Origin of the sequence: Streptomyces pyxinicus, from assembly GCF_024753135.1 — a bacterium.
GTDB lineage: Bacteria > Actinomycetota > Actinomycetes > Streptomycetales > Streptomycetaceae > Streptomyces > Streptomyces pyxinicus.
In genome coordinates, this window is sequence record NZ_JANUGP010000004.1 from 259,374 (window position 1) to 285,652 (window position 26,279).

Consider the following 26,279-nt stretch of genomic DNA (forward strand, 5'->3'; position numbering starts at 1 on the left):
AATCGACCCTAGGGGAGAGAGGTCAAGAGAAGGCCATGGAGAGGCCACGCACAAGCAATCCCCCCGGGTGTACCTGCCCCGCTACGGCCCCGACCGGAACCCCAATTCCCGGCTCACGCCGAGGGAGATGTCGAGCAGCTTCTGCCGGGCGACCTGGGGGATGCGGTAGGTGTGGGCTCGGGCGGTGGAGACGAAGTCATCCGGCAGGGCGATGTGGTGGTGTGCGACGTACGCCGGCAGGTCCGCGCGCCATGCGAAGTCGCCGTCCGTGAGGACCGATGAGCCGCCCAAGACACAGAAGGTCCCTGGAGAAGCCCGCCAACCGCGTCACCGGAACAGCGCCTCCGCCAGTGTCACGCCGATGAAGGCCGAGCCCAGGCCCGCCACCACGCTTGCCGCGACGTTGGCCGTGGCGAAGAAGCCCGCGCCGTTCTCGGTGAGGCGGAGGGTCTCGTAGGAGAAGGTGGAGTAGGTGGTGAGGGCGCCGCACAGGCCGGTGCCGAGGAGGAGCTGGACGTGGGGGGAGGCGGCGCCGGCGGCGGTCGCTCCGGTGACGAGGCCCAGGATCAGGCAGCCGCAGACGTTGACCGTGAAGGTGCCCCAGGGGAACACCGTGTCGTGGCGTTTCTGGATGGCCCGGTCGGTCAGGTAGCGGAGCGGGGCGCCCACCATGGCGCCGATGATCACCAGGAGCCAGTCGAGCCAGTTCATCGCTTCCGCCTCCCGGGCGCCTTCTCGTCCTTCGCCCTGCCCACGTAGCGGATGACCTCGCAGTCGTCCAGGATGACCAGGCCCTCATCGACCAACTCGTCCAGCTGCGGGAGGAAGGCGCGGACGCGGTCCTCCGTGTCGACGATGACGATCGCCACCGGCAGGTCCTCGCTGAGCGAGAGCAGGCGGGTGGTGTGGATCAGGGAGGAGGCGCCGAAGCCCTCCACGCCGCGGAAGACCGAGGCGCCGGCCAGGCCGGCCTGGTGGGCGCGGTGGACGATCTCGCCGTAGAGCGGCTTGTGGTGCCAGACGTCGTTCTCGCCGATGAAGATGGTCACGCGCAGGGCGTTGCCCGTCAGTCGTGTCATCGCTGCCTCCCGGCCACCAGGCGGCGCGTCACCGTCGCCGCGAGCCACACCGCCGCCAGTGCCGCGCAGAGCGTGGCGGCCAGATACGCGAGCCCCGTACGGGGGTGTCCGCCGTCCACCAGCCGCTGGATGTCCAGCGCGTACGTCGAGAACGTCGTGAAGCCGCCGAGGACGCCGGTGCCGAAGAACGGCCGGACCAGGCGGTGGGCCGCCCAGACGTCGGTGATCAGCACCATGAACGCGCCGATGACCGCGCAGCCGACGACGTTCACCCACAGGGTCGTCCACGGGAAGGCGCCGCTCGCCGTCGGCCACAGCAGACCCGCTCCGTAGCGCACCGAGGCTCCGATCGCGCCGCCCAGCGCCACCACCGCCACGATCGGGCCCTGCGCCCGCCAGGACTGCCGGCGCTGCGCGGGTACGTGCAGATCGACATCGGGGTCCGTGGGCTCGGCCGTCATCCGGGCTGCCGCCACCTCGGGTTCGGGGGCTGTCATGAAACGTACGTCTCCTACTCGCCGGTGCCCGCGCGCACGGGCACGCGCCAACGCAAGTAGGGACTGTTGGCGGCGCCGGTGCCGCGGTTCGGGTACGGCGAGCCCCACCGCCGTGCCGCGATCGGCGCTCACCGAGCACGGCCGCCCACCAGCCTAACGCCGACGGCAGCGGGCCCGCACTCGGCCCGGAGCGCTCAGGCGGCCCTGGGCAGGGTGATCCGGAAGGCCGCGCCGCCCTCCGGGCCCTCCGTGAGGGTCAGGGTGCCGTCGTGGTTGCGCACGACGTCCCGGGCGATGGCGAGCCCCAGGCCCGCACCGCCCTCGTCGCGCCCCCGGGCCTCGTCCAGGCGCACGAAGCGGGCGAAGACGCGGTCGCGGTCCTCCGGTGCCACGCCGTGGCCGTCGTCCGCGACCGTGCAGGTCACCGTGGTGGGGGTCGAGGTGAGGGTGACCGTGATGCTCGCGGACGCGTGCCGTTGGGCGTTGTCCAGGAGGTTGCCGAGCACGCGGCCGAGCTGGTTGCGGCTCCCCCGCACCTCCAGGGCGGTGTCCGGGGCGACGACCGTGGGAGTGATGCGGTCGGCGGGCGGCCGGCGGGACACCTCCTCGCGGACCAGGGCGGCCAGGTCGAGGACCGTGCCGGTGGGGCGTTCGCCGGCGTCGAGGCGGGCGAGCAGCAGGAGGTCGGTGGCCAGGTGCTGGAGCCGTACGACGTCCTGAAGCAGGTCGGCGGTGTCGAGCAGTCCGGGGTGCCGGCCGGCGACCTCCAGCTGGGCACGCAGGGAGGCGATGGGGCTGCGCAGCTCGTGGGAGGCGTCGGCGACGAAGCGGTGCTGGCGCTCCACCGAGCGTTCCAGCGCGGCCAGGGTCTCGTTGGTGGTGCGGGCGAGCCGGGCGATCTCGTCGCGCGCCGCGGGTTCGGGCACCCGGCGTGCCAGGTCGCCGCTGCCGGTGATCTCGGCCATCTCGGCGCGGATGCCCTCCACCGGGCGCAGCGCCCTGCGGGTGACCAGCCAGGTCACCGCCGCGACCACGGCGAGCAGGAAGGGCAGGCCGGTCAGCATCGCGCGGGTGACCTGGTCGACGGTGGCCTGTTCGTCGGCCAGGGAGGCGCCCGCGTGGACGGTGTAGGTGCGGCCGTCGTAGGTGGTGCCGTGCACGGCCGCGAAGCGGTACGTCCGGGTCTCGCCGTCCTCGGACGTCAGGGTGCGGGTCGCGCGGTGCACGTCCGTGCCGACCCTGCCGCGGGCGGGGGCATCGCCGTCGTCGCCGTCGTCATCGCCGTCATCGTCATCGTCATGGGTGCCGCGCGCCGGCGTGTGGTCCGTCACCGGGGCGCGGCCCTCCAGGGCGTCGCCCGCCGCCAGCACCTTGCCGTCGGCGCCGACCACCTGGACCGGTTCGTCCTCGTCGTCGGGGAGGTCGAGGGCGCCGAAGTCCCCGTTCAGCGCGGCCTGGGAGCCGGCCACGGTGCGGGCGGTGACCTCCGCCTCCAGGCTCGCGCGGCCGGTGAGGTTGTGGCGCAGTACGGCGACGACGGCCGCGCCCGCGACGACCAGCGCGACGCACACCACGAGCGTGGCGGCCAGCGCGGCGCGCGCCCGGACCGAGGAGAACGGCCTGGGCCACGGCGGCCTACGCATCGCGGTGCCCGTCGGGCCCCAGCCGGTACCCGGCGCCGCGCACGGTGACGATCGAGCGGCGGCCGAAGGGCACGTCGATCTTGCGGCGCAGGGCGCTGACGTGGACCTCGACGACGTGGGGGTCGCCGTCGTAGGCGAAGTCCCAGACGTGGTCGAGGACGTCGCCCTTGGAGACGACCTGTCCGGCGTGCAGGGCGAGGTGTTCCAGGACCGCGAACTCCCTGGCGGTGAGCGTGATCTCCGTACCGGCCCGGTCCACACGCCGGGCGGCCGGGTCGACGGTCAGGTCGCCGACCCGCAGCAGCCGGGTCCCGGCACGGGTGCGGCGGCGCAGCAGGGCGCGGATCCGGGCCAGCAGGACGACGTAGGAGAACGGCTTGGTGAGGTAGTCGTCGGCGCCGGTGTCCAGGCCCTCCGCCTCGTCGTACTCGCCGTCCTTGGCGGTGAGCATCAGGATCGGGGTGTCGTCGCCGGCCGCGCGCAGCCGGTCGCAGACGCGGTAGCCGTTGAGGCCGGGCAGCATGATGTCCAGGACGATCAGGTCGTAGTCCCGCTCCCCCGCCTGGTGCAGGCCGGTGACGCCGTCGTGGGCGAGGTCCACGGCGAAGCCCTCCGCGCGCAGGCCGCGGGCCAGGGCGGTGGCGAGGCGTCTTTCGTCCTCCACGATCAGCAGGCGCATGCGTCCCAGCGTCGCAGACCCTTCCTGAAGTGATCTTCAGGAAGCTTCAGCGGGGCTTCAGGGTCGGTCCCGCAGGGTGGTGGTCGTCCGGGCAGCACCGCCCGGACGACCACCGTACGAAGTCCGAAGAGAGAAGGGACCTTCCCATGAAGGCTCGTCCGCGCACCCTGACCGGCCGTCGTCGTACCGTCGCCACCCTGCTCGCGGCCACTGTGGTCCTCGGCGGCGCCGGGGCCGCGACCGCCGCCGCCTACGCCGCGGACGGCGACCACGGCGACCACGGCGACCAGCGGGTCACCGCCACCACCGGCACCGACACGGACACCGATCGGGATGACGACAGCGCCCTGCTGAAGGTCTCCACGGTCCGCATCGGGCAGGCCGCCGACGCCGCGACGAAGTCCGTGCCGGGCACGGTCACCGGCGCCGAGCTGGACGACCACCGGGGCAAGCCGGTCTGGGAGGTCGACGTCACGGACGCCAAGGGCACCGAGCACGAGGTCACCGTCGACGCGGCCAACGGCAAGGTCACGCACACCGAGACGGACGACGACGACTGACAGCGCATGAGCAGCGGGCCGGCACGGAAACCGTGCCGGCCCGGCGTCGTCGTCCGGGTCAGCGGCCCGCGTGCGGCAGCCGGCTCCCCGTCCCGGCGTACGGCGGCCCGTCCGCCCGGCGCCGGGTGGCGGCCGCGACGCCGGCGCTGACCACCGCGGTGCCCGCGAGCGTGCCCAGCATGACCAGCGCGACCCCGATCGCGAACAGGCCGCTGGAGTCGTCCGACCAGTCCCACCAGGCGGCGGCGGTCAGCCCGGCCGTCGTACCCGCCACCGCCGCCACGGAGTGCCGCCGGATCGCCGCCCAGCACACCGGCACCAGCAGCGTCAGCACCAGGCCGGCCACCTGCCACACCTCGTACGGCCCGGTGGTCGAGCCGTCCGCGTGCGTGTCCCGGTGCTGGTCCCAGCCCAGCCAGCCGGCCCAGGCCGCGACCGCCACGGCGGCGGTGACGACGGCCCACACCAGGTGGCGGAGCGTCCTGCCCTGTCCTCGGATCGTGCCCTCGTGTCCCATGCCTCCAGCGTTCCCCGTGCCGGGGGTGGCCACCAGGGGCGCGGTACTCAAGTCCGTCTGAGTAGCCTGGCGGGGGCAGGGGAAGGCGTGGATCTAGGCTCTCCCCGTAGAGACGCGCCGCGTCCGCCCGGAAGGCGGTCCGTGGAGCCTGGTGGAGTGATGAAGGACGTCCCGTTGAACTTCTGGTCGATCTATCAGCACGGTTTCGCGCGGGTCGCCGCGTGCACGGGCCACACCGTGATCGCCGACCCGCGGGCCAACGCCGAGGCGGTCCTGCGGCACGGGCGCCGGTGCTCGGAGGAGGGCGTCGCCGTCGCCGTCTTCCCGGAGCTGGGCCTGACCGGGTACGCGATCGACGACCTGCTGTTGCAGGACGCGCTGCTGGACGACGTGGAGGCGGCCCTCGCGACCGTGGTGGCCGGCTCGGCCGAGCTGCTGCCGGTGCTGGTGGTCGGCGCCCCGCTGCGCCACCGCGGCCACCTCTACAACTGCGCCGTGCTCGTGCACCGCGGCCGGGTCCTGGGCGTCGTCCCGAAGTCGTACCCGCCGAACTACCGCGAGTTCTACGAGCGCCGGCAGATCGCGGGCGGCGACGCCGAACGCGGCGGGTCGATCCTGGTCGGCGGCGAGAGCGTGCCGTTCGGCGTGGACCTGCTGTTCGCGGCGGCCGACGTGCCCGGCCTGGTGGTGCACGCCGAGGTCTGCGAGGACATGTGGGTGCCGGTGCCGCCGAGCGCCGAGGCGGCCCTGGCCGGCGCGACGGTCCTGCTGAACCTCTCCGGCAGCCCGATCACCGTCGGCCGCGCCGAGGACCGCGAGCTGCTGTGCCGCTCGGCGTCCACGCGCTGCCTCGCCGCCTACGTGTACGCGGCGGCCGGTCTGGGCGAGTCGACCACGGACCTGTCCTGGGACGGCCAGACCATGATCTACGAGAACGGGGTGCTGCTGGCCGAGACCGACCGCTTCCCGCTGGACGAGCAGTACGCGGTCGCCGACGTCGACCTCGACCTGCTGCGCCAGGAGCGGCAGCGGATGGGCACCTTCGGCGAGAACCGCCGTACGCACGCCGAGCGCACCGACGACTTCCGCACCGTCTCCTTCACCCTCGCCCCGCCCGCCGCCGACCTGGGCCTGCGCCGCCGCGTCGAGCGCTTCCCGTTCGTGCCCGCCGACCCCGAGCGGCTCGCCCAGGACTGCTACGAGGCCTACAACATCCAGGTCGCGGGCCTCCAGCAGCGGCTCGCGGCGATCGGCGGCCCGAAGGTCGTCATCGGCGTCTCCGGCGGTCTGGACTCCACGCACGCGCTGATCGTCGCCGCCCGGGCGATGGACCGGGCGGGCCGGCCGCGCGGCGACATCCTCGCCTTCACCCTGCCCGGCTTCGCCACCAGCGACCACACCAAGGACAACGCGCACAAGCTGATGCGGGCCCTCGGCGTCACCCCGGCCGAGCTGGACATCACGCCGACCGCGCGCCTCATGCTGAAGGAGATCGGCCACCCCTTCGCCGAGGGCGAGCCGGTGTACGACGTCACCTTCGAGAACGTCCAGGCCGGCCTGCGCACCGACTACCTGTTCCGGCTGGCCAACCAGCGCGGCGGCATCGTCCTCGGCACCGGCGACCTCTCGGAGCTGGCGCTGGGCTGGTCGACGTACGGCGTCGGCGACCAGATGAGCCACTACAACGTCAACGCGGGCGTGCCCAAGACGCTGATCCAGCACCTGATCCGCTGGGTGGTCGGCAGCGACCAGTTCGACCAGGAGACCGGCGAGATCCTCACCGCGATCCTGGACACCGAGATCAGCCCGGAGCTGGTGCCGGGCGAGGAGATGCAGTCCACCGAGTCCAAGATCGGGCCGTACGCGCTGCACGACTTCACCCTCTTCCAGGTGCTGCGGCACGGCTTCCGGCCCTCGAAGATCGCCTTCCTGGCCTGGCACGCCTGGCACGACGCGGCGGCGGGCGCCTGGCCCCCCGGCTTCCCGGAAGCCAAGCGGGGCGCCTACGACCTCACCGAGATCCGGCACTGGCTGGAGGTGTTCTGCCGCCGCTTCTTCGCGTTCGCCCAGTTCAAGCGCTCCGCCATGCCGAACGGGCCGAAGGTCTCGGCCGGCGGCGCGCTCTCCCCGCGCGGCGACTGGCGGGCTCCCTCCGACGGCAACGCGCACGTGTGGCTGCGGGATCTGGAGCGGTTCGACTTCGAGGCGGCGGCGGCCGAGCAGCGGGGTGGCGGGAGGCCTCAGGCCGGCTGACGCAGGGCGCCCAGGACGCGGGTGAGGTCGTCGGGGGCGGCGGCCAGCCGGACCGGGGTGCCGGCGTCGTCGAGTTCGGCGACGCGCCAGTCGCCGGGGACGAGGTCGTCGGTGCGCCGGGGCCGCCGTACCGCCCCCACCGTGAGGCGTTCCAGGGGTATCGGGCGGGCCGCGAACCGGCCGGGTCCCGCGTGCGGGGTCACCGCCGGGCCGTCGCCGCCCAGCACGATGTGGGTGCCGAAGCCGTGCGGGTTGTAGTCGGTGTGCTCCAGGAAGCGGGCGCGGACGAACACCTCGCCCGCGGCGGCTGGTTGAGGTGTGCCCGGTCGGTGGGCGCGGGTCGTGTGCCGGGCCCGGGTGAACAGGGCGGCGGTCGCGAGCACCCCGAGGGCGAGCCAGACGCGGGACTGTGCCGTGGCGAGCGGGGTCGTGGGGTGGCGGTAGCAGAGCGGCAGCAGCCACAGCGCGGTACCGGCCAGGGCCCCGGCGTACGGCAGCACCGACGGCACCTCACCGTCCGGCCGCACCGACGGCACCCCGCCATCCCGCAGCACCGACGGCACCCCGCCATCCCGCGGCACCGACGGCACCTCGCCGTCCGGCCGTCGGCGCCCGAGCAGCAGCCGTGCCAGCGGGAGCCCCGCCGCGAGGGCGAGGCCGGCCGCCAGCGCGGCCACGCTGCCGCCGGTCGTCACGTGTTCGTGCCATACGTACCGCTGCCCGGCGACCTCCATCACCTCGCCGCGCCACACGGTCAGCCGGACCCGGTCGCCCGCCTCGAAGGCACCGGCCGCTTCGGCGGACACCGCCTGCCGGCCGTCCTCGAAAGAGAGCCGGCTGTTCTGCTTGGGCGGGCGCTTCTCGACGCGCTCGATCACGGCGGGGACGGTCCGCAGGCAGTCGTCGGATCCGGCCCTGGACGTCTCGGCCGTGCAGGGGACCGCCGACCGCCACGCCCGCTCGTACGCCGTCGCCGCCGGTACGAAGCAGGCCGCGACCGCCGCCGCCGCCAGCAGCAGCAGCGCGGCGAGGCCCAGCCGGAACGGCCGGCCGCCCTTCCTGGTGCTCATGCGCGCGATTGTGCCGCTGGGCCGACCGGGCGTCTTGTACCGGGTACGGCAGTCCCGGGGCCGTCGGACTGCCGGGTCCGGACCCGGATGCTCAGGTGTTCCAGGTCTCGTCGTACGGGTCGTGCGGCACCGGCACCGGGCGGGTCGCGGTGACCCGGAGGTAGGGGACGGGGCCGTGGTTGACGGGGTCGTGGGCGAGCCGGGGCGTGTAGGTGCCGGTGACCTCCAGCCAGGCGTCCGGCCGGAGCACCGGGGGCAGGGCGCCGGTCAGGGCGATCTTGACCGGCTGGGCGTCCGCGGCACAGCAGTTGAGGGCCATCCGGACCAGGTAGGGCCGGCCCGAGCGGTCCAGGGCGAGGAAGCCGGTGACGCGGACCGCGCGGCCGTGCAGGGAGCGGCCGTGGCCGTAGGCGGCGCGGGAGGCGTAGTCGACCACGGAGAGCGGCACCGGGTCGCCGGCCGGCAGGGCGCCGTAGCCGTACGGCTTCCGCAGGGCCGTGCCGGAGCGCAGGGCGCTGTAGGAGCCGAGGGCGGGCGGGGCGACCAGGATGAGGGCGAGGAGGGGGAGCGACAGCAGCCAGGCGACCCGGGGTTCGGGGTGCGGGTGGCTCTCCTGACGCCGGGCGCGCCGGGAGGGATGCGCGGGCCCCTCCCGGCTCCGGGCGCGCCGGCGTTCGTACCAGGCCGTCGCCAGCGCCGCCGCGATCAGGACGGCGCCGGCGGCCAGCAGCAGGGGGCGCAGGCCGGCCTTGACGTAGCGCAGGTACAGGCCGGTGGTGCCGGTGTGCAGCAGGGCGGCACCGAGCAGGAACAGGACGGCCGCCTGGGCGGGGCGGTTCACAGCAGTACCGCCCCGGTCAGTACGGCGCCCGCGACGGCCAGCGCGAAGGTGGCCGGCGCGAACCGGAGGGCGAAGCCGCGGCCGAAGGTGCCGGCCTGCATCGCGAACAGCTTCAGGTCGATCATCGGGCCGACCACCAGGAACACCAGCCTGGCCGTCGGGGAGAACTGGGTGAGGGAGGCGGCGACGAACGCGTCCGCCTCCGAGCAGATCGACAGCAGCACGGCCAGGACGGCCAGTGCGAGGACGGAGACGGCCGGGTCGCCGGCCGCCGCCCGCAGCCAGCCGGCCGGGACCGCCGCCTTCAGGGTGGCCGCGGCCATCGCGCCGAGCACCAGGAAGCCGCCGGCGTGCACGGTGTCGTGGCGCACCGCGTTCCAGAACGTCTCCCCCTTGGTGGCGCCCTCGTGCGCGCCGTGGGCCGGTGGGCGCAGCCAGTCGGTGCGGCCCAGGCGCTGCCACAGCCAGCCCATCGCGCAGGCCACCAGCAGACTCGCCAGGAACCGGGCCAGGACCATCTCGGGGTCGCGGGGGAAGGCGACGGCGGTGGCGGTCAGCACGATCGGGTTGATCGCGGGCGCGGAGAGCAGGAAGGCCAGCGCGGCGGCGGGGGTCACGCCCCGGCGGACCAGGGCGCCGGCCACCGGCACGGACGCGCACTCGCAGCCCGGCAGCACCGCGCCGGCGATCCCCGCGACCGGCACGGCGAGGGCGGGACGGCTCGGCAGGGCGCGGGCGAAGAAGGACGGCGGCACGAACACCGCGAGCGCCGCCGACAGCAGCACGCCCAGCACCAGGAAGGGCAGCGCCTGCACGGTCACCGCCACGAACACCGTCGTCCAGCTCTGCATCAGCGGGGTGCCGAGCAGGCCCCGGATCGGGGACTGGGCGAGCACGGCGAGGACCAGCAGCAGGGTCAGCAGCAGGGGGGAGCTGAGGCGCCGGTCCGCCTTCTCCTGGACGGGGCACTCCTCGGAGGCGGCGGGCGGGGCGTCTTCGGTGATGGCCACGGGTCGCGTCCCTCCGGCTGGTCTCGGCCTCCCCCTGGATACGGGCGGCGGGCCCCGCGTGTTCACGGCGGGCCCCGCGTGTTCACCCGGCCGCTGGAACCGCCCTTCTTCTTGGGGCAGTCTTCTCCCTCGTGGCGAGCGTTCCGAATCAGGCGAGTTCAGGGGCCCGGCCGGCACACATGGTGGTGTGCGGTGACGACGGCCTCGCGCACCGGCTGGCCGCCGAGCTGCGCGGGGTGTACGGCGAGCGGGTCACCCTGGTGGTGCCGCCCAGCGAACGCACGGCCCGGCCACCGGTGGTGGGGCGGGCGCGGACCGCGTCGGCGCTGCTCGACCGGGTGGTCAACGCGGCGGTCGGCTCGGTCGGCCGCACCGGGCAGCCGCCCGCGCCGAACGGCACCCCGGGTCAACTCCCGGACGAGGCACGGGTGCTGGAGGCGCCGGAACTCTCCGAGGCCGTGCTCGCCGAGGCCGGTGTGGAGCGGGCCGCGGCCCTCGCCCTCGTCTTCGACGACGACGAGACCAACATCCGTGCCGCGCTGATCGCCCGCCGGCTCAACCCGCGCCTGCGCCTCGTCCTGCGGCTCTACAACCGGCGGTTGGGCCAGCACATCGAGGAACTCCTCGACCAGGTGACCCGGTTGTCCGATCGGGACGGGGATGGCGCGGACGCCTCCACGACCGTGCTGTCCGACGCCGACACCGCCGCGCCCGCGCTGGCCGCCACCGCCGTCGCGGGGAGGGGCAAGGTCGTCCAGGCCGAGGGGCTGCTGCTGCGGGCGGTGGAACGGCAGCCGGGCCCGGACGGCACCGTCGCGGGCACCGGACTGTGCGCCCTCGCGCTGCTCTCCGCCGCGGGCTCCGAGCCGGGTGCCGGGTCCGGCGGCACCGGCGACCAGGAGCCCCGGCTGCTCCCGGACGACGCGGAGGTGCGGGGGGCCGCCGGGCGGCCGGTCCTGGTGCTGGAGCAGGTGACGTCGACCAGCGGCCCCGAGTCGGCCGCGCCGGCCCGCGGGATGTCGGCGGTGCCGCCGCTCGCCTCGCTGTTCTCCCGCCGGCTGCGCTGGTCGCTGGCCGGGCTCGTCGGCTGCGTGGTGGCGCTCGCGGTGTCCCTGTGGCTGGTCACCGACGACGTGCACCCGCTGAACGCCTTCTACCTGACCCTGCTGGACATGTTCGCCATCGACGACCCGGCCATCGGGGCGCCGCTCGGCCGGCAGATCCTGCAACTCCTGTCCGGGCTGGTCGGGTTGCTGCTGCTGCCGGTGCTGCTGGCCGCCGTCCTGGAGGCGCTGGGCACCTTCCGGACCGCCTCCGGCCTGCGCAAGCCGCCCCGCGGGCTCGGCGGGCACGTGGTGCTGCTCGGGCTCGGCAAGATCGGCACCCGGGTGCTGACCCGGCTGCGCGAACTCGGCGTGCCCGTGGTGTGCGTCGAGTCCGACCCGGAGGCGCGGGGCCTGGCGACCGCGCGCCGGCTGCGGGTGCCGGTGGTCCTCGGGGACGTCACCCAGGAGGGCGTGCTGGAGTCCGCGAAGATCCACCGGGCGCACGCGCTGCTCGCGGTGACCAGCGCCGACACCACCAACCTGGAGGCCGTCCTCTACGCCCGCACCGTCCGCCCCGACCTGCGGGTGGTGCTGCGGCTGTACGACGACGACTTCGCCACCGCCGTCTACCGCACCCTGCGCGCCGCCCACCCCCATGCCCTGACCCGCAGCCGCAGCGTGACCCATCTGGCCGCGCCCGCGTTCGCCGGGGCGATGATCGGCCGGCAGGTGATGGGGGCGATCTCCGTGGAGCGGACGGTGCTGCTGTTCGCCGCCGTGGACGTGGACGGGCACCCCCAGCTGGAGGGCCGCACCGTGCGCGAGGCCTTCCGGGCCGGGTATTGGCGGGTGCTCGCCCTGTCGGGCCGGACCGACACGGCCCCCGGCCATGTGCTGGAGAAGGGGGACCGTGTCGTCGTCGCCGCCACCCGCCGGGGCCTCGCCGAGCTGCGCTGAGCCGGGCCGGCCGGACGGGCCGGGCGGGCCGCGCCGATCCGGCTAGCCGGGCAGGTGCCGCTCGGCGAAGTCCAGCTCCAGGCCGACCTGCTTGATCCGCTCGTCCACCACCAGGGAGCCGTGGCCCGCGTCGTACCGGTACACCTCGTGCGCGGCGCCGCGGGTCTCCAGGCGGGTGACGTAGTTGTCGATCTGGCGGATCGGGCAGCGCGGGTCGTTGACGCCGGCCGAGATGTGGACGGGGGCCTCGACCCGGTCCACGTAGGTCAGCGGGGACGAGGCCTCGAAGCGCTCGGGGACCTCCTCCGGGGTGCCGCCCAGCAGGGTGCGGTCCATGGCCTTCAGGGCCTCCATCTCGTCGTGGTACGCCGTCACGTAGTCCGCGACCGGCACCACCGCGATGCCCACCGCCCAGGCCTCCGGCTCGACGCCGAGGCCCAGCAGGGTCAGATAGCCGCCCCAGGAGGCGCCGGTGAGGACCAGCCGGCCGGGGTCGGCGAGCCCGGAGGAGACCGCCCACGCGCGCACCGCGGCCACGTCCTCCAGCTCGATCAGGCCGACCCGGTGCTTGAGGGCGTCGGTCCAGGCGCGGCCGTAGCCGGTGGAGCCGCGGTAGTTGACCCGGACCACCGCGTAGCCGTGGTCGACCCAGGCGGCCGGGCCGGCGGCGAAGGAGTCGCTGTCGTGCCAGGTCGGGCCGCCGTGCAGGTCGAAGACGGTGGGCAGCGGGCCGGTGGCGCCGGCCGGCTTCTGGACCAGGGCGTGGATCCGGCCGCCGGGACCCTCCACCCACACGTCCTGCACCGGCACCGACGGCGGGCAGGCCATGCCGGGCGGGTCCAGGACGACCCCGCCGGACGTCGAGCGCACCGCCGGCGGCTCGGCGGCCGACGACCACAGGTACTCCACGCTGCCGTCGGGCCGGGCCGTCGCCCCGGAGACGGTGCCCGGCGGGGTGGGGATGCGGGTCAGGCCGCCCGCCGCCAGGTCGTAGCGGAACAATTCGCTGCGGGCCTCGAAGCCGTGCACGACGAGCAGGGCCGAGCCGTCCGGATACCACTCGGCGCTGACGTCGCCGGGCAGGTCGAGGGCGAGGTCGGTCTGCTCGCCCGTCGCCACGTCCCACACCAGGGGCTCCCAGCGGCCCCGGCGCTGATGGCCGATGAGCAGCCGGGTGTCGCCGTCGACCGGGGCGAAGCCCAGCACCTCAAGGCCCAGCTCCCGGGTGCCGCCCTCGGTGTCGTCCAGCTCGGCGACCGGCGAGCCGTCCGGGCGCAGCACGCGCAGCGCCGCGTGCATGGCGTCACCGTGCTCGGTGTGCTCCACGGCGATCAGCGAGCCGTCGTGCGAGAGGTCGCCGACGCCCGCCGACTCGCGGTGCCGGTAGATCTCCACCGGGTCCGCGCCGGCCCGCGCCAGGTGGATGGTCGTGCCCTCCTCGTCCGTGGACCGGCCCACGACCGCCACGCGGCCGTCCCGGGACAGGGCGAGGCCGGCCGGATAGGAGGGCTTGAGGCCGGGCACGGCCGCCTCGTGCGGGCCGCCGGTGAAGGCCTGTCGGCGCCAGACGCCGAACTCGTCGCCGTCCTTGTCGTCGAACCACCAGATGTGGGCGCCGTCCGGGGAGAGCACACCGTCCGTCGTGCCGTTCGGCCGGTCGGTCGCCTGCCGCTGCTCGCCCGTGGCGCGGTCCCAGGCATACAGCTCGTACGTGCCCGTCGCGTTGGACACGAAGAGGGCGCGGTCCGGCGCGTCCCACGCCCAGTCGGGCAGCGACACACGCGGCGCCCGAAAACGCTTCTCCCAGTCCGGCATACCCTCGGTGTCCGGCGTCCTGCTCTCACTCATGGCCCCAGTCATGCGCCCATACTGCCTGGCCGCGGCGACAATTGGGTGTCAGGTGTGCGCGGCCTGTGGATAACTTTCCGATCTTGGCGGAGGGGACCGCCGCGAAGGTGCCGACCCGCGGGAGGGAGGCTCGGGGCGGCGCCGTACCGTGGGGGCGTGTACCGGTTTCTGCTGACACCCCGCTGGTGGGGCATCAACGTCTTCGTGCTGCTCGCCATCCCGTTCTGCGTCTTCATGGGGTCCTGGCAGCTGAGCCGGTTCGAGGGGCGGGTGCAGGACCACCGCGCCGCGACCGAGCAGGCCGCCTCCGACGGGCACGAGGCGGCGCGGCCACTGGCCGGCATGCTGCCCGTGGACAAGAGCACCTCGGGGCGGCGCGTCACCGCGAGCGGCCACTACGGCAAGCAGTTGCTGGTGCCGGACCGGGAGCTGGACGGCAGGCAGGGCTTCTACGTGCTCACGCTGCTGCGCACCGAATCCGGGCGCGCGCTGCCCGTGGTGCGGGGCTGGCTGCCGGGCACCGCTGACCCGGCGAAGGCGCCCGCGCCGCCCACCGGCCAGGTGACCGTCACCGGCGCCCTGCAGGCGTCCGAGTCGCCGGGCCAGAACGGGGCCGGCGCGCAGAGCGGGCTGCCGGCCGGGCAGACGGCGGCGATCAGCTCGGCGTCCCTGGTGAACCTGGTGCCGTACCGGCTGTACGACGCGTGGGTCACCCTGGACAAGGGCGACTCCGGGATGAAGGCGGTGCCGGCGAGCGCGCCCGAGGGCACCGGCCTGGACCTGAAGGCCTTCCAGAACCTCGGCTACACCGGCGAATGGTTCGTCTTCGCCGGCTTCGTGGTCTTCATGTGGTTCCGCCTCCTGCGCCGCGAGACCGAGGCCCGACGAGACGCGGCCCTGGGCCTGCTGCCCGAGGACACCGACCACCACCAACCGGTACCGAGCGCCTGAGGAAACCTCAGGAAAGAGGGGGTCACGCCCCCGCCAGCACCCCGGTGTAGTAAACCGTCCCCGCGCAAGCGCCCGGCACGACCGCGGTGGCCGTCGGGCCGCCCGCCTGGGCCGTGTGGGAGACCAGGACGCTGCCGTCGGCCGGGCTGCCCTCCGTGCGGAGCTGCGGTGCCTCGCCCGCGGTGTCACCGGCCGCCCCCGCCGAACCGCCGGCGGCACCCGCGTCACCGGTGGGCGTCGGGTCCGGGCTCGGTCCGCCGCTGTCGCCGCCGCCGTTGTCGCCGCCGCCGGTCGTGGGGCAGGTCTCGGACGGGACGAAGGCGAACTTCTCCTCGTAGGCCGCGCCCGGCTGCAGGACGAGCGTCGTCACCTCTAGAGAGGGGTCGGGCAGACTCGTCGCCGCGTCCCCGGCCACATGCCGGGCCTGCGTGATCTTGGCCGGGTCGGCGGCGCCCTGCGCGGTCGCGCCGATGCTGCCGGGCCCGCCGACGGTACAGGCGGCGGCGGAGACGTTGGTGACGCGGAAGGTGCCGTAGACGACTCCCGCCGTGTCCGGCGCGTCGGCCGCCCCGGTGGCGGAGCCCAGTTGCTCGGCCGTACACGACGCGACACCGGAGGCGACGGACGCGGAGGGGCCGACGCCGCCGACGGCACCGCTCCGGCCGTCCGCGCCCTTGCTCTTCTCGCCGGGCTTGCCGCTCTCCTTGCCGGGCTTGACGTCGGTGCTGCCGCCGCCCTGCCCGCCGCCGGCCGTGCCGCCCTTGTCCGCGTCCTGACCGGTGCCGCCGCGCGCCTGCGAGGACTGGCCGGCCATGGCCGTGTTCGGGTCGGAGCCGCCGGCGCCGGAGACGTGCACGAGGGCGGGGATCGCGGTGCCGATGAACAGGGCCGCGGCCGCCATGCCGACCACCGCCTGCCGCTTGCGGGCCCGTCGCGCGGGGACGGCGCGGCGCAGGTGGTCCAGGGTGCCGGTGCGCGGCGTGACGTCCTCGACCGCGGTGTGCAGCAGGCGCCGCAGGGCCGGCTCGTCCGCGCCGGACCCGTCCGAGTCCGCGCAGAACGCGCCCGAATCCACGCCGAACCCCTCCCGGTCCGCGCCGAACCCCTCCCGGTCAGGGCCGAACCCCTCCCGGTCCGGGCCGGTGGGCTCGGGACCCTTGGCGTCGGGGCGGTGGTTCACAGTTCCGTTCCCAGCGTGCGATGACGGGTGGTCGTGCCGGCGCTGCCGTGCGGGCTCCCCGCCGGCACCGCGCTCGGGGGCCCCGCTCCGGGGCGTCCGGGGGTCACCGAGATCGCCGCCCTCGGCGTGGCCGCCGCTCATGCCAGGGCCTCCATGGCGACCCGCAGCGCCGCGATGCCGCGCGAGCCGTACGCCTTCACCGAGCCCAGCGAGATGCCGAGGGACTCGGCGACCTGGGCCTCGGTCATGTCGGCGAAGTAGCGCAGCACCAGGACCTCGCGCTGGCGGCGCTGCAGGCCCTTCATCGCCTTGATGAGGTCCCGCCGCTCCAGCTGGTCGTAGGCCCCCTCCTCCGCGCTCGCCATGTCCGGCATCGGCTTGGAGAGCAGCTTCAGGCCCAGGATGCGGCGGCGCAGCGTGGAGCGGGAGAGGTTGACGACCGTCTGGCGGAGGTACGCGAGGGTCTTCTCGGGGTCGCGGACGCGCCTGCGGGCCGAGTGGACGCGGATGAACGCCTCCTGGACGACGTCCTCGCAGGAGGCGGTGTCGTCGAGGAGCAGCGCGGCCAGGCCGAGCAGCGAGCGGTAGTGCGCCCGGTAGGTCTCGGTGAGGTGGTCGACGGTGGTGCCGGCGGCCTCGCCGGCCTCCGTGGCACCCGCGTCCTCGGCGCCGTCACGCTGACTGGGGATGCGCGGTCGCGCTGCGGGCATGGGCGCGATCACCGGCATGCCGCCGGCCGTGCGGGGCCGGAGCGCCGGACGGGGCGGCCGGAGGGCCGCGCCACGGGCCGCTGGGAGTTCGAGTACCTCTGCCACGCCAGTTGGACACGCTTCCCCCCGCCAGGGTTGTACGTGCCGGGCGTCACATGTGCGACAACCGGCGGTGCCTCAAGTGCCGTCATGCGTCCCGCTCTTCCGCTGTGTCCCATTTGAACGGGCGTCCCCACGCCCCGATCACGGCGTCCCCACGCCAGGATCATCACGTCCTCGGGTCCCCGCGAAGGGTGACCGCAAAGACGCTCCCCGCCCGGCGCGTGGTTGCGCGGGGCGGGGAGGAAAATCCTCTGTTGGCCGCATGGTCCGGTTCAAGTGGTGTGGACCATGCTTCTGGCCACATTTCTTACGTAGATCCTACGAATGGATCGGCCGTACGCCGACTTCTTTCCGGCGCGCGGCTCGGCTCAGGCCGGTTCCGCGGCTCGGCTCAGGCCGGTTCCGCGGCGATCAGCTCCGCGATCTGCGCCGTGTTCAGCGCGGCTCCTTTGCGCAGGTTGTCGCCGCAGACGAAGAGTTCGAGCGCGGCCGGGTCGTCCAGCGCCCGCCGTACCCGCCCCACCCAGGTCGGATCGGTGCCCACCACGTCGGCGGGGGTGGGGAACTCGCCGGCGGCGGGGTCGTCGCACAGCACCACCCCGGGCGCGGTGGCGAGGATCTCCCGGGCGCCGTCGACGCTCACCTCGCCCTGGAAGCGGGCGTGGACGGTGAGCGAGTGGGTGGTGACCACCGGTACCCGGACACAGGTCACGGCGACCGGCAGCCGGGGCAGTCCGAGGATCTTGCGGGTCTCGTCCCGTACCGTCATCTCCTCCGAGGACCACCCGTCCTCCCGCAGCGACCCGGCCCACGGTACGACGTTCAGCGCCACCGGCTCCGGGAACGGCCCGGTGTCGTCCCCGACGGCCCGCCGCACGTCACCCGGGCCGGTGCCCAGCTCGGTGCCGGCCACCAGCGACAGCTGGGCCCGCAGCGCCGCCACCCCGGCCCGCCCGGCCCCGCTCACCGCCTGGTACGACGACACCACCAGCTCGCGCAGGCCGAACTCGGCGTGCAGCGCGCCCAGGGCGACGATCATCGTCAGCGTCGTGCAGTGGGGGTTGGCGACGATCCCGCGCGGGCGGGTGCGCACCGTGTGCGCGTTGACCTCGGGCACCACCAGCGGCACGTCGGGGTCCAGCCGGAAGGCGGCGGAGTTGTCCACGACGACCGCGCCGCGCGCGACGGCGACCGGCGCCCACGCGGCGGCGACCTCGTCGGGCACCTCGAACAGGGCGACGTCCACACCCGCGAAGGCGTCCTCGGACAGCGCCGTCACCTCGACCTCCGCCCCGCGCACGGCCAGCTTGCGGCCGGCCGAGCGCGGGGAGGCGATCAGTCGGATCTCGCCCCAGATGTCCGCGCGCTGGGACAGGATCTGGAGCAGGACCGCGCCGACGGCTCCGGTCGCTCCCACGACCGCGAGCGTCGGCTTCGCGGTCATCGGCCGGTGCCTCCGTAGACCACGGCCTCGTCGGAGTCGGAGTCCAGTCCGAAGGCGGTGTGCACCGCGCGCACGGCCTCCGCTACGTCGTCCTTGCGGGTGACGACCGAGATACGGATCTCGGAGGTCGAGATCAGCTCGATGTTCACGCCCGCGTCGCTCAGCGCCGTGAAGAAGTCGGCGGTGACGCCCGGGTTGGTCTTCATACCCGCGCCGACCAGGGAGATCTTGCCGATCTGGTCGTCGTAGCGCAGCGAGTCGAAGCCGATGCCGGGACGGTTCTTCTCCAGCGCGTCGATGGCCTTGCGGCCCTCGGTCTTGGGCAGCGTGAAGGAGATGTCGGTCAGGCCGGTGGACGCGGCCGACACGTTCTGCACGACCATGTCGATGTTGATCGCGGCATCCGCGATGGTCCGGAAGATCGCGGCGGCCTCGCCCGGCTTGTCCGGCACACCGACGACGGTGATCTTGGCCTCGGAGGTGTCGTGCGCGACACCGGAGATGATGGCCTGCTCCACCTTCTGGTCCCCAATCGGCTCACTGCTGACCCACGTGCCCTGCAGTCCGCTGAAGCTGGACCGCACGTGGATCGGGATGTTGTAGCGGCGGGCGTACTCCACACAGCGGTGCAGGAGCACCTTGGATCCGGAGGCCGCCAGCTCCAGCATGTCCTCGAAGGAGATCCAGTCGATCTTCTTCGCCTTCTTCACCACGCGCGGGTCGGCGGTGAACACGCCGTCCACGTCGGTGTAGATCTCGCAGACCTCGGCGTCCAGCGCGGCGGCCAGCGCCACGGCCGTGGTGTCGGACCCGCCGCGGCCCAGCGTGGTGATGTCCTTCTTGTCCTGGCTGACGCCCTGGAAACCGGCGACGATGGCGATGTTGCCCTCGTCCAGCGCGGTGCGGATACGGCCCGGCGTGACGTCGATGATCCGGGCTTTGTTGTGGACCGAGTCGGTGATGACGCCTGCCTGGCTGCCGGTGAACGACTGCGCCTCGTGGCCCAGGTTCTTGATCGCCATCGCCAGCAGGGCCATGGAGATACGCTCTCCGGCGGTCAGCAGCATGTCGAACTCCCGGCCGGCAGGCATCGGAGACACCTGCTCGGCGAGATCGATCAGCTCGTCCGTCGTGTCGCCCATCGCGGAAACGACGACGACAACCTGGTTGCCGTTCTTCTTCGCTTCCACGATCCGCTTGGCGACGCGCTTGATGCCCTCGGCATCGGCTACGGAGGAGCCTCCGTACTTCTGCACGACAAGGCCCACGTGCGCTCCTCGCTCGGTTCGTTTGTGTCGGCTCAGTTTATCCAGCGTCCGAAAACCACCACCCGGCTCCCGCATGGTGAGACATACGTGAGACCTGCGGGAACACCGTGGTGACCTCGACCGCTCGCAACCGGCATCTGCCCAGCTCCGGGCCGGACACGCGGAAAGTGCCCCGGCTCACAGTCGCGGGCCGGGCGAGCGCGCTACTTGCCCTGCCGGATCCCCAGCGGACCGCCGATCTCCTGGGCCATCACCCGGCCGGCCTCGAACTCCAGGGTCTCGTCGCCTATGTCGGCCTGGTCGGTGTCGAGGCCGTCCAGCTCCTGGAGGGGCTGGTTGAGGCGGACGTGGATCAGCACCGACTGGAGGGCGCGCAGCACCGCCGAGGCGGTCGGACCCCAGTTGGAGAAGTACGAGAACTGCCACCACCACAGCGCCTCGCTGGTGCGGCCCGCGCGGTAGTGGGCCATGCCGTGCCGCAGGTCGGTGATGATGTCGGTGAGGTCGTCCGAGATCCGGGCCGGCACCGGGGCGGTGCGGGGCTCGTACGGGTCGAAGACCTCGGAGTACACGTCGATCGGGTCCAGCAGCCGGGCGAAGGACTCGCGCAGCGCGTCCACGTCCGGCTCGGGGCCCGGATCGGGCTCGTAGCGCTCATCGGGGACGATGTCCTCGTGGGCGCCCAGCCGGCCGCCGGCCAGCAGCAGCTGGGAGACCTCCAGGAGCAGGAAGGGCACCGCCGACTCCGGCTCGTCGCCCCTCGCCACCTCCGTGACGGCCACCAGGAAGCTCTCGACCTGGTCCGCGATCTGGACCACGAAGTCGTCCGGGTCCTGCGTCGTGTCGTGCAGCGTGGCGTCAGACATCTAGGAGTCGTCTCCCCTCGAAGGCGCGGCCGAGGGTGACCTCGTCCGCGTATTCCAGGTCGCCACCCACCGGGAGGCCGCTGGCCAGGCGGGTGACCTTCAGGCCCATGGGCTTGATCATGCGGGCGAGGTACGTCGCCGTGGCCTCGCCCTCCAGATTGGGGTCCGTGGCCAGGATCAGCTCCGTGACCGTCCCGTCGGCCAACCGCGCGAGAAGTTCTCGGATACGCAGGTCGTCGGGACCCACGCCCTCGATCGGGCTGATCGCCCCGCCGAGCACGTGGTAGCGCCCGCGGAACTCCCGGGTGCGCTCGACGGCGACCACGTCCTTCGGCTCCTCGACCACGCAGATGACCGAGGGGTCGCGCCGGGGGTCACGGCAGATGTTGCACAGTTCCTCCTGCGCCACGTTGCCGCAGACCGCGCAGAAGCGGACCTTCGCCTTCACCTCCAGGAGGGCCTGCGCGAGCCGCTTCACGTCGGTCGGCTCGGCCTGCAGGATGTGGAAGGCGATCCGCTGCGCGCTCTTGGGACCGACGCCGGGCAGCCGCCCCAACTCGTCGATGAGGTCCTGGACCACGCCTTCGTACAACGGACTGCCCTTCCTGGAGACCTTTCGGTACGTACGCTAGTCGGCCGCCGCCTGTGTCCGGAAGGCGGCGGGGGTGTCGCGGCCGGAGGCGGACACCGCGGCGCCGGGCGTCAGAAGGGCAGGCCCGGGATGCCGCTGCCGCCGCCGAGGCCCTGGGCCAGCGGGCCGAGCTTCTGCTGCTGGAGCGCCTGCGCGTTCTCGTTGGCCGCCTGGACGGCCGCCACGATCAGGTCGGCGAGGGTCTCGGTGTCCTCCGGGTCCACCGCCTTGGGGTCGATCTTCAGCCCGCGCAGCTCGCCCGAGCCCGTCACGGTGGCCCGCACCAGGCCGCCGCCCGCCTGCCCGTCGACCTCCGTGTTCGCCAGCTCCTCCTGGGCCCGCTGAAGGTCCTGCTGCATCTTCTGGGCCTGCTGGAGCAGCTGCTGCATGTTGGGCTGGCCACCACCGGGGATCACGATCAGCTCCTCGCCGTCATTCGCGTCTCTCGCGCGTCTTTCTCGCTGTGCACGAGCCTACGTGGTCCACGCGCCCATCGCTCCGCCACTCTTTCGAGTGAGAACGTCCGGCGCCCTATACCTGATCAAGGCGCCCTTCCGGGCGGAAAAGGCGGTAAAGCTCCGTCCGGGCCACCCATTGGGCGGTAGGAAGGGGGGCCGCGCGTCGACAGGGAATGTCACGCGGTGTGACGGTCGTGGATCAGTTGGGAGAGCCGGGTGGGTCAGCCGGAGATGCAGCCCGAGAACCCCCCTCAGCACGGGGGCGAGGGTGCGGCCGGGCCCCGGCCGGGCGACCTGACCGGGCGGTACGTCCCGCTCGGCGACTGGGGCGAGCCCGCCGAGCGGCTCGACGAGCTGTACCGCTGGGTGGAGCACGGGGCGCTGCGGACGGCGGCCTGGTACCTGCGCGACCGGGTGTGGAAGCGGCGTACGGCCCGGGTGCTGCGGGCCGGCGCGGCGGCGGGCGCGGTCGCCGGTGCCGCGCTGCCGCTGCTGGACCTGACCGGCGTGGTGCCCGGCGTGGCGCCCTGGGGCTGCCTCGCCCTGCTGCTGGGGGCCGCCTGCGTCGGCGTCGACCGGTTCTTCGGGGTCACGTCCGGCTGGATGCGGGACGTGGCGACGGCCCAGGCCGTGCAGCGGCGCCTTGAGGCCCTCCAGTTCGACTGGGCGGCGGAGAGCGCGCGCGAGATGCTGGGTCCGGCGGAGGGCACGGCGAGCGAGGCGGCGGAGCGGTGCCTGGGCGTGCTGCGGCGCTTCTCGGAGGACGTCACCGAGCTGGTCCGCACGGAGACGACCGACTGGATGGTGCAGTTCCGCACCGGTCCGGCCCCCCTCGCCCTCCAGACGGCCCCGGCCACGGTCCCCCGCCAGGACCACGGCACTCACCTCGGCCGCCTCCCCCTCCCCCCGCCCAACGGCAACCGCCCGAACATGCCCCGCCAACGCCCTCCGGAGCCACGCTAGCCGTGCTCACCGCTTGGTGTACGTCAGGCTCTCGCCGCCGTTCCGCTTGGTGCGCTTGAGGGTGCCGTCCGGGAGGAGGGTGACCTCGGTCGGCTCGCCCGGTGCGCAGGAGGACGCCGGGCGGCCGCTGGTGACGGTGGACGGACCGATCTCCAACGGCCCCTGCCCGTCCGGCCGTTCGCTGAGCGTCGCCTCGAAGACGCAGTGGTACGACCCGCCGCCCTCGGTGGAGCCGTCCGCGACCAGCGTCAGTACGGCGTCGCCCACCTCGCCCTGCCGGATGGTCAGCTCGCGGGTGCCGGCCCCGCCGATCGTGGTCTCCCACGTGCCCAGGTAGGCGTCCGGGACGGACCCTGAGGGGGACGGAGTCTCCCGCGTCGGCGGCCCCGAGGCCCCGCCCTCCGCCGGCGCGGAGGAGGAGACCGGCGCGGGACTCGCCGTACCGCCGCCGCTGCTGCCGTCCGTGGCGGCCCCGTTCCGCATCAGCGCGTACACCGTGCCCCCGGCGCCGACCGCCACGACCAGGGCGGCCGCGACGAGCAGCGCGGTGGAGCGCCGGTCGCGCCGCTCGGGCTCCTGCCCGGTGCCGAGCCCGCCGTCGTCGTAGGGGTACGTGCCCCACGGCTGGGAGCGCTGCCGGGGGTACCCGTACCCGTCCGGGGCAGGAGGCGGGCCCCACTGCCCGACGACGGTGGGCGAAGGACCGGCCCCGTCGTCCGAGACCGCCCCGTGCTCGGCACCGCCGTCACCCTTCCCCGCGAAAGCACCGGAGCCGCCCCCACCCTCGGCAGCACCCGCACCCGCCGACGGCGAGAACCCCCCGCCAGGGCCACCCGCACCCGGCGACGAACCCCGCACAGGCGGCGAGGACGGCAACCCGAACCCGGCACCCGCCCCGCTCGCGCCAGCACCCGCACCCGCACTCGCACTCGCACCCGCCGACTGCGAGAACCCCCCGCCAGGGCCACCCGCACCCGGCGACGCGTCCCGCACAGGCGGCGAGGGTGGGAAACCGAATCCGAACCCGGCGCCGGGCCCGGACCCGGCGCCGGCCCCGCCCGCGCCGGCGCCCGGCACCACCCCCACCCCGGCCCCCGCCTCAGCCCCCTCCGGGTCCTCCGTGTCCAGGAGTCGTACCGCGTGGCGGCCGAGCTGGGCCACCAGGGTGCTCGGGAGCCACGGGTCCAGGGAGCGGCCGCCGGAGACGGTGTCCTGCGCCCCGGTCCGCTCCAGGATCGCGGGCAGCGACGGACGGGCGCCGGGGTCCTTGCGCAGGCAGTGCCGGACCAGTTCGGCGATGCCCTCCGGCACCCCCGTGAGGTCCGGTTCCTCCTGGGCTATCCGGAACATCAGGGCGTGCACCCCGCTGTCGGCGGAGCCGAACGGCAGTGCCCCGGTGGCCGCGTAGGCCAGGACCGAGCCCAGGCAGAACACGTCGCAGGCCGGTGTGATCCGGTCCCCGCGCACCTGTTCCGGCGCCATGAACCCGGGCGAACCGACCAGCGACCCGGTCCGGGTGAGCCCCTCCTCGCCCGCCGAGGTCGTCTCCAGCGCCCGCGCGATGCCGAAGTCGATGACCCGGGGCCCGTCGATGGTGACCAGCACGTTGGACGGCTTGAGGTCCCGGTGCACGATCCCGGCCGCGTGGATGTCCTGGAGCGCGTGCGCGAGCCCGGCCGCGAGGATCCGTACCGACCGCTCGGGCAGCGCCCCGTGGTCGTGCCCCACGACCTGCTGGAGGCTCGGCCCGGCCACGTACCCGGTGGCCACCCACGGCACGGCCGCCTCGGTGTCCGCGTCCAGCACCGGCGCGGTCCAGTACCCGCCGACCCGGCGCGCGGCCCCCACCTCCTGCCGGAACCGGGCCCGGAACTCCTCCCGCTCGGCCAGCTCCGCGCGGACCAGCTTCACGGCGACGGTACGGCCCCGGTCCGACCGGGCCAGGTACACGTTCCCCATGCCGCCCGCGCCCAGCCGGCCGAGCAGCCGGTACGCCCCGATGCGCGACGGATCCCCCGCCCCGAGTCTCTCCACCTCGCGCCGCCTTCTCCCCAGAGGTTCCGCACAGGTCTCGCAACGGACCGAGGATAGTGCGGCCGTACGGACCGGCGCGGGGCCGAGGCCTCCACGGTTGCGTAACGGCCCGGAAGCCCCAGCAGCCCCGTACCCTGCCCGCCCCCGCCGTCGCGCACCGTCGACAACCTGTCGCGGATTGCCCCCGCCCACGGAACAGGACGCCGATACCCCTTCCGCATCGCGGACATTTACGCTCGCGGGCATGACCCCTCAGCCCAACCCCGACGCCGGCGCCGCAGTGAAGGCCGCGGACCGCGCGCACGTCTTCCACTCCTGGTCCGCGCAGGACCTCATCGACCCGCTCGCCGTCGCCGGCGCCGAGGGGTCGTACTTCTGGGACTACGACGGCACGCGGTACCTGGACTTCACCAGCGGGCTCGTGTTCACCAACATCGGCTACCAGCACCCGAAGGTCGTCGCGGCGATCCAGGAGCAGGCCGCGCGGATGACGACCTTCGCGCCCGCCTTCGCCGTGGAGGCCCGCTCGGAGGCGGCCCGGCTGATCGCCGAGCGGACCCCCGGCGACCTGGACAAGATCTTCTTCACCAACGGCGGCGCGGACGCCGTCGAGCACGCGGTGCGCATGGCCCGGCTGCACACGGGCCGCCCGAAGGTGCTCTCGGCGTACCGCTCGTACCACGGCGGCACCCAGCAGGCCGTGAACCTCACCGGCGACCCGCGCCGCTGGGCCTCCGACAACGGCAGCGCCGGGGTCGTCCACTTCTGGGCGCCGTTCCTCTACCGCTCCCGCTTCTACGCGGAGACCGAGGAGCAGGAGACCGCGCGGGCCCTGGAGCACCTGGAGACGACGATCGCCTTCGAGGGCCCGTCGACGATCGCCGCGATCATCCTGGAGACCATCCCCGGCACGGCCGGGATCATGGTCCCGCCGCCCGGCTACCTGGCCGGCGTGCGCGCGCTCTGCGACACGTACGGGATCGTCTTCGTCCTGGACGAGGTGATGGCCGGTTTCGGCCGTACCGGCGAGTGGTTCGCGGCCGACCTGTTCGGCGTCGTCCCGGACCTGATGACCTTCGCCAAGGGGGTCAACTCGGGCTATGTGCCGCTCGGCGGGGTCGCCATCTCGCCAGAGATCGCGGAGACCTTCGGCAAGCGGCCCTACCCGGGCGGGCTGACCTACTCGGGGCACCCGCTGGCCTGCGCCGCGGCCGTCGCCACGATCAACGCGATGGCCGAGGAGGGCGTCGTGGAGAACGCCAGGCGGCTCGGCGCGAGCGTGGTCGGCCCGGCCCTCGCGGAGCTGGCCGCCCGGCACCCGAGCGTCGGCGAGGTGCGCGGTGTCGGCATGTTCTGGGCGCTTGAGCTGGTCAGGGACCGGGTGACCCGGGAGCCGCTGGTGCCGTACAACGCGGCCGGCGACGCGAACGCGCCGATGGCCGCCTTCGCCGGTGCCGCGAAGAAGCACGGCCTGTGGCCCTTCGTGAACATGAACCGGACGCATGTCGTGCCGCCGTGCAACGCGACCGAGGCCGAGCTGAAGGAGGGCCTGGCCGCCCTTGACGCCGCGCTCACGGTGGCCGACGAGTACACGGTGTAGCGGGTCCGGACCGGTACCGGCGGCGGCAGGTACGGACCTGCCGCCGGCGGGGGCCGAACGCGTAAGGTGACG

25 protein-coding genes are annotated in these 26,279 nt (G+C 74.0%); 6 read left to right on the forward strand and 19 right to left on the reverse strand.

Annotated features, from left to right (window positions below; all coding sequences use genetic code 11):
* Positions 1-81: 81 nt before the first annotated feature.
* The 6 genes from NX794_RS08075 to NX794_RS08100 form a co-directional block, all read right to left on the reverse strand.
* The gene (locus tag NX794_RS08075) at positions 82-291 is read right to left on the reverse strand and encodes a hypothetical protein (protein ID WP_258777553.1); all 210 of its coding nucleotides are present in this window, start codon (positions 289-291) and stop codon (positions 82-84) included.
* A 36-nt stretch (positions 292-327) separates the two neighbouring features.
* A complete protein-coding gene (gene crcB, locus NX794_RS08080; protein ID WP_258777554.1) occupies positions 328-711 on the reverse strand; it encodes a fluoride efflux transporter CrcB in 384 nt (127 codons plus the stop codon).
* The gene (locus NX794_RS08085; protein WP_258777555.1) at positions 708-1,079 is read right to left on the reverse strand and encodes a DUF190 domain-containing protein; all 372 of its coding nucleotides are present in this window, start codon (positions 1,077-1,079) and stop codon (positions 708-710) included. Before NX794_RS08085 ends, crcB (NX794_RS08080) begins: the two co-directional genes overlap by 4 nt.
* On the reverse strand, positions 1,076-1,576 hold the full coding sequence (crcB, locus tag NX794_RS08090) for a fluoride efflux transporter CrcB (protein WP_258777556.1): 501 nt from the start codon (positions 1,574-1,576) through the stop codon (positions 1,076-1,078). Before crcB (NX794_RS08090) ends, NX794_RS08085 begins: the two co-directional genes overlap by 4 nt.
* A gap of 194 nt (positions 1,577-1,770) precedes the next feature.
* Positions 1,771-3,219: a sensor histidine kinase gene (locus NX794_RS08095; protein WP_258777557.1), complete on the reverse strand. Its 1,449-nt coding sequence runs from the start codon at positions 3,217-3,219 to the stop codon at positions 1,771-1,773.
* On the reverse strand, positions 3,212-3,898 hold the full coding sequence (locus NX794_RS08100; protein ID WP_258777558.1) for a response regulator transcription factor: 687 nt from the start codon (positions 3,896-3,898) through the stop codon (positions 3,212-3,214). The genes NX794_RS08095 and NX794_RS08100 overlap by 8 nt, the downstream gene beginning before the upstream one ends.
* A 146-nt stretch (positions 3,899-4,044) precedes the next feature.
* Here NX794_RS08100 and NX794_RS08105 point away from each other — a divergent pair, with 146 nt between their 5' ends.
* A complete protein-coding gene (locus NX794_RS08105) occupies positions 4,045-4,458 on the forward strand; it encodes a PepSY domain-containing protein (protein ID WP_258777559.1) in 414 nt (137 codons plus the stop codon).
* A 58-nt stretch (positions 4,459-4,516) separates the two neighbouring features.
* Here the strand turns inward: NX794_RS08105 and NX794_RS08110 are convergent, their stop codons facing one another.
* Positions 4,517-4,975: a hypothetical protein gene (locus tag NX794_RS08110; protein ID WP_258777560.1), complete on the reverse strand. Its 459-nt coding sequence runs from the start codon at positions 4,973-4,975 to the stop codon at positions 4,517-4,519.
* A 159-nt stretch (positions 4,976-5,134) separates the two neighbouring features.
* Here NX794_RS08110 and NX794_RS08115 point away from each other — a divergent pair, with 159 nt between their 5' ends.
* Positions 5,135-7,228, forward strand: coding sequence for an NAD(+) synthase (locus tag NX794_RS08115; protein ID WP_258777561.1), 2,094 nt, complete (start codon positions 5,135-5,137; stop codon positions 7,226-7,228).
* Here the strand turns inward: NX794_RS08115 and NX794_RS08120 are convergent.
* From NX794_RS08120 to NX794_RS08130, 3 genes are all read right to left on the reverse strand, one after another.
* Positions 7,216-8,298: a hypothetical protein gene (locus NX794_RS08120; RefSeq protein ID WP_258777562.1), complete on the reverse strand. Its 1,083-nt coding sequence runs from the start codon at positions 8,296-8,298 to the stop codon at positions 7,216-7,218. The genes NX794_RS08115 and NX794_RS08120 overlap by 13 nt on opposite strands.
* Before the next feature lie 91 nt (positions 8,299-8,389).
* Complete coding sequence (locus NX794_RS08125) at positions 8,390-9,139, reverse strand: TIGR03943 family putative permease subunit (protein WP_258777563.1); 750 nt, start codon at positions 9,137-9,139, stop codon at positions 8,390-8,392.
* Positions 9,136-10,149, reverse strand: coding sequence for a permease (locus NX794_RS08130; RefSeq protein ID WP_258777564.1), 1,014 nt, complete (start codon positions 10,147-10,149; stop codon positions 9,136-9,138). Before NX794_RS08130 ends, NX794_RS08125 begins: the two co-directional genes overlap by 4 nt.
* 179 nt (positions 10,150-10,328) lie before the next feature.
* Here NX794_RS08130 and NX794_RS08135 point away from each other — a divergent pair, with 179 nt between their 5' ends.
* Positions 10,329-12,152, forward strand: coding sequence for an NAD-binding protein (locus tag NX794_RS08135; protein WP_258777565.1), 1,824 nt, complete (start codon positions 10,329-10,331; stop codon positions 12,150-12,152).
* 42 nt (positions 12,153-12,194) lie between these two features.
* On the opposite strand, the gene NX794_RS08140 is transcribed toward NX794_RS08135, so the two are convergent.
* Positions 12,195-14,000, reverse strand: a complete 1,806-nt coding sequence (locus NX794_RS08140) for a S9 family peptidase (protein ID WP_258777566.1) — start codon at positions 13,998-14,000, stop codon at positions 12,195-12,197.
* A 156-nt stretch (positions 14,001-14,156) separates the two neighbouring features.
* Between NX794_RS08140 and NX794_RS08145 the strand changes: the two genes are divergently transcribed.
* Positions 14,157-14,951, forward strand: a complete 795-nt coding sequence (locus NX794_RS08145) for an SURF1 family protein (protein WP_258777567.1) — start codon at positions 14,157-14,159, stop codon at positions 14,949-14,951.
* A gap of 22 nt (positions 14,952-14,973) precedes the next feature.
* Here NX794_RS08145 and NX794_RS08150 read toward each other — a convergent pair whose 3' ends face one another.
* The 7 genes from NX794_RS08150 to NX794_RS08180 form a co-directional block, all read right to left on the reverse strand.
* Complete coding sequence (locus tag NX794_RS08150) at positions 14,974-16,131, reverse strand: hypothetical protein (RefSeq protein ID WP_258777568.1); 1,158 nt, start codon at positions 16,129-16,131, stop codon at positions 14,974-14,976.
* Between the two features lie 137 nt (positions 16,132-16,268).
* A complete protein-coding gene (locus NX794_RS08155; RefSeq protein ID WP_258777569.1) occupies positions 16,269-16,946 on the reverse strand; it encodes a SigE family RNA polymerase sigma factor in 678 nt (225 codons plus the stop codon).
* A gap of 388 nt (positions 16,947-17,334) precedes the next feature.
* On the reverse strand, positions 17,335-18,387 hold the full coding sequence (locus tag NX794_RS08160; RefSeq protein ID WP_258777570.1) for an aspartate-semialdehyde dehydrogenase: 1,053 nt from the start codon (positions 18,385-18,387) through the stop codon (positions 17,335-17,337).
* Positions 18,384-19,655 (reverse strand): aspartate kinase, encoded by a 1,272-nt coding sequence (locus NX794_RS08165; RefSeq protein WP_258777571.1) that lies wholly within the window; start codon positions 19,653-19,655, stop codon positions 18,384-18,386. Before NX794_RS08165 ends, NX794_RS08160 begins: the two co-directional genes overlap by 4 nt.
* Positions 19,656-19,858: 203 nt before the next feature.
* Positions 19,859-20,521 carry a DUF5063 domain-containing protein gene (locus tag NX794_RS08170; protein WP_258777572.1) on the reverse strand — a complete coding sequence of 221 codons (663 nt, stop codon included), beginning with the start codon at positions 20,519-20,521 and terminating at the stop codon, positions 19,859-19,861.
* Complete coding sequence (recR, locus tag NX794_RS08175; protein ID WP_258777573.1) at positions 20,514-21,113, reverse strand: recombination mediator RecR; 600 nt, start codon at positions 21,111-21,113, stop codon at positions 20,514-20,516. Before recR ends, NX794_RS08170 begins: the two co-directional genes overlap by 8 nt.
* A 110-nt stretch (positions 21,114-21,223) precedes the next feature.
* Positions 21,224-21,568, reverse strand: coding sequence for a YbaB/EbfC family nucleoid-associated protein (locus NX794_RS08180; protein WP_258777574.1), 345 nt, complete (start codon positions 21,566-21,568; stop codon positions 21,224-21,226).
* Positions 21,569-21,826: 258 nt separating this feature from the next.
* On the opposite strand from NX794_RS08180, the gene NX794_RS08185 reads away from it, so the two are divergent.
* Positions 21,827-22,573: an SLATT domain-containing protein gene (locus NX794_RS08185; RefSeq protein ID WP_258777575.1), complete on the forward strand. Its 747-nt coding sequence runs from the start codon at positions 21,827-21,829 to the stop codon at positions 22,571-22,573.
* A 6-nt stretch (positions 22,574-22,579) separates the two neighbouring features.
* On the opposite strand, the gene NX794_RS08190 is transcribed toward NX794_RS08185, so the two are convergent.
* A complete protein-coding gene (locus NX794_RS08190) occupies positions 22,580-24,607 on the reverse strand; it encodes a serine/threonine-protein kinase (RefSeq protein WP_258777576.1) in 2,028 nt (675 codons plus the stop codon).
* A gap of 244 nt (positions 24,608-24,851) precedes the next feature.
* On the opposite strand from NX794_RS08190, the gene NX794_RS08195 reads away from it, so the two are divergent.
* Entirely contained in the window at positions 24,852-26,207 is a 1,356-nt protein-coding gene (locus NX794_RS08195; RefSeq protein WP_258777577.1) for an aspartate aminotransferase family protein, read from the forward strand.
* Positions 26,208-26,279 lie beyond the last annotated feature (72 nt).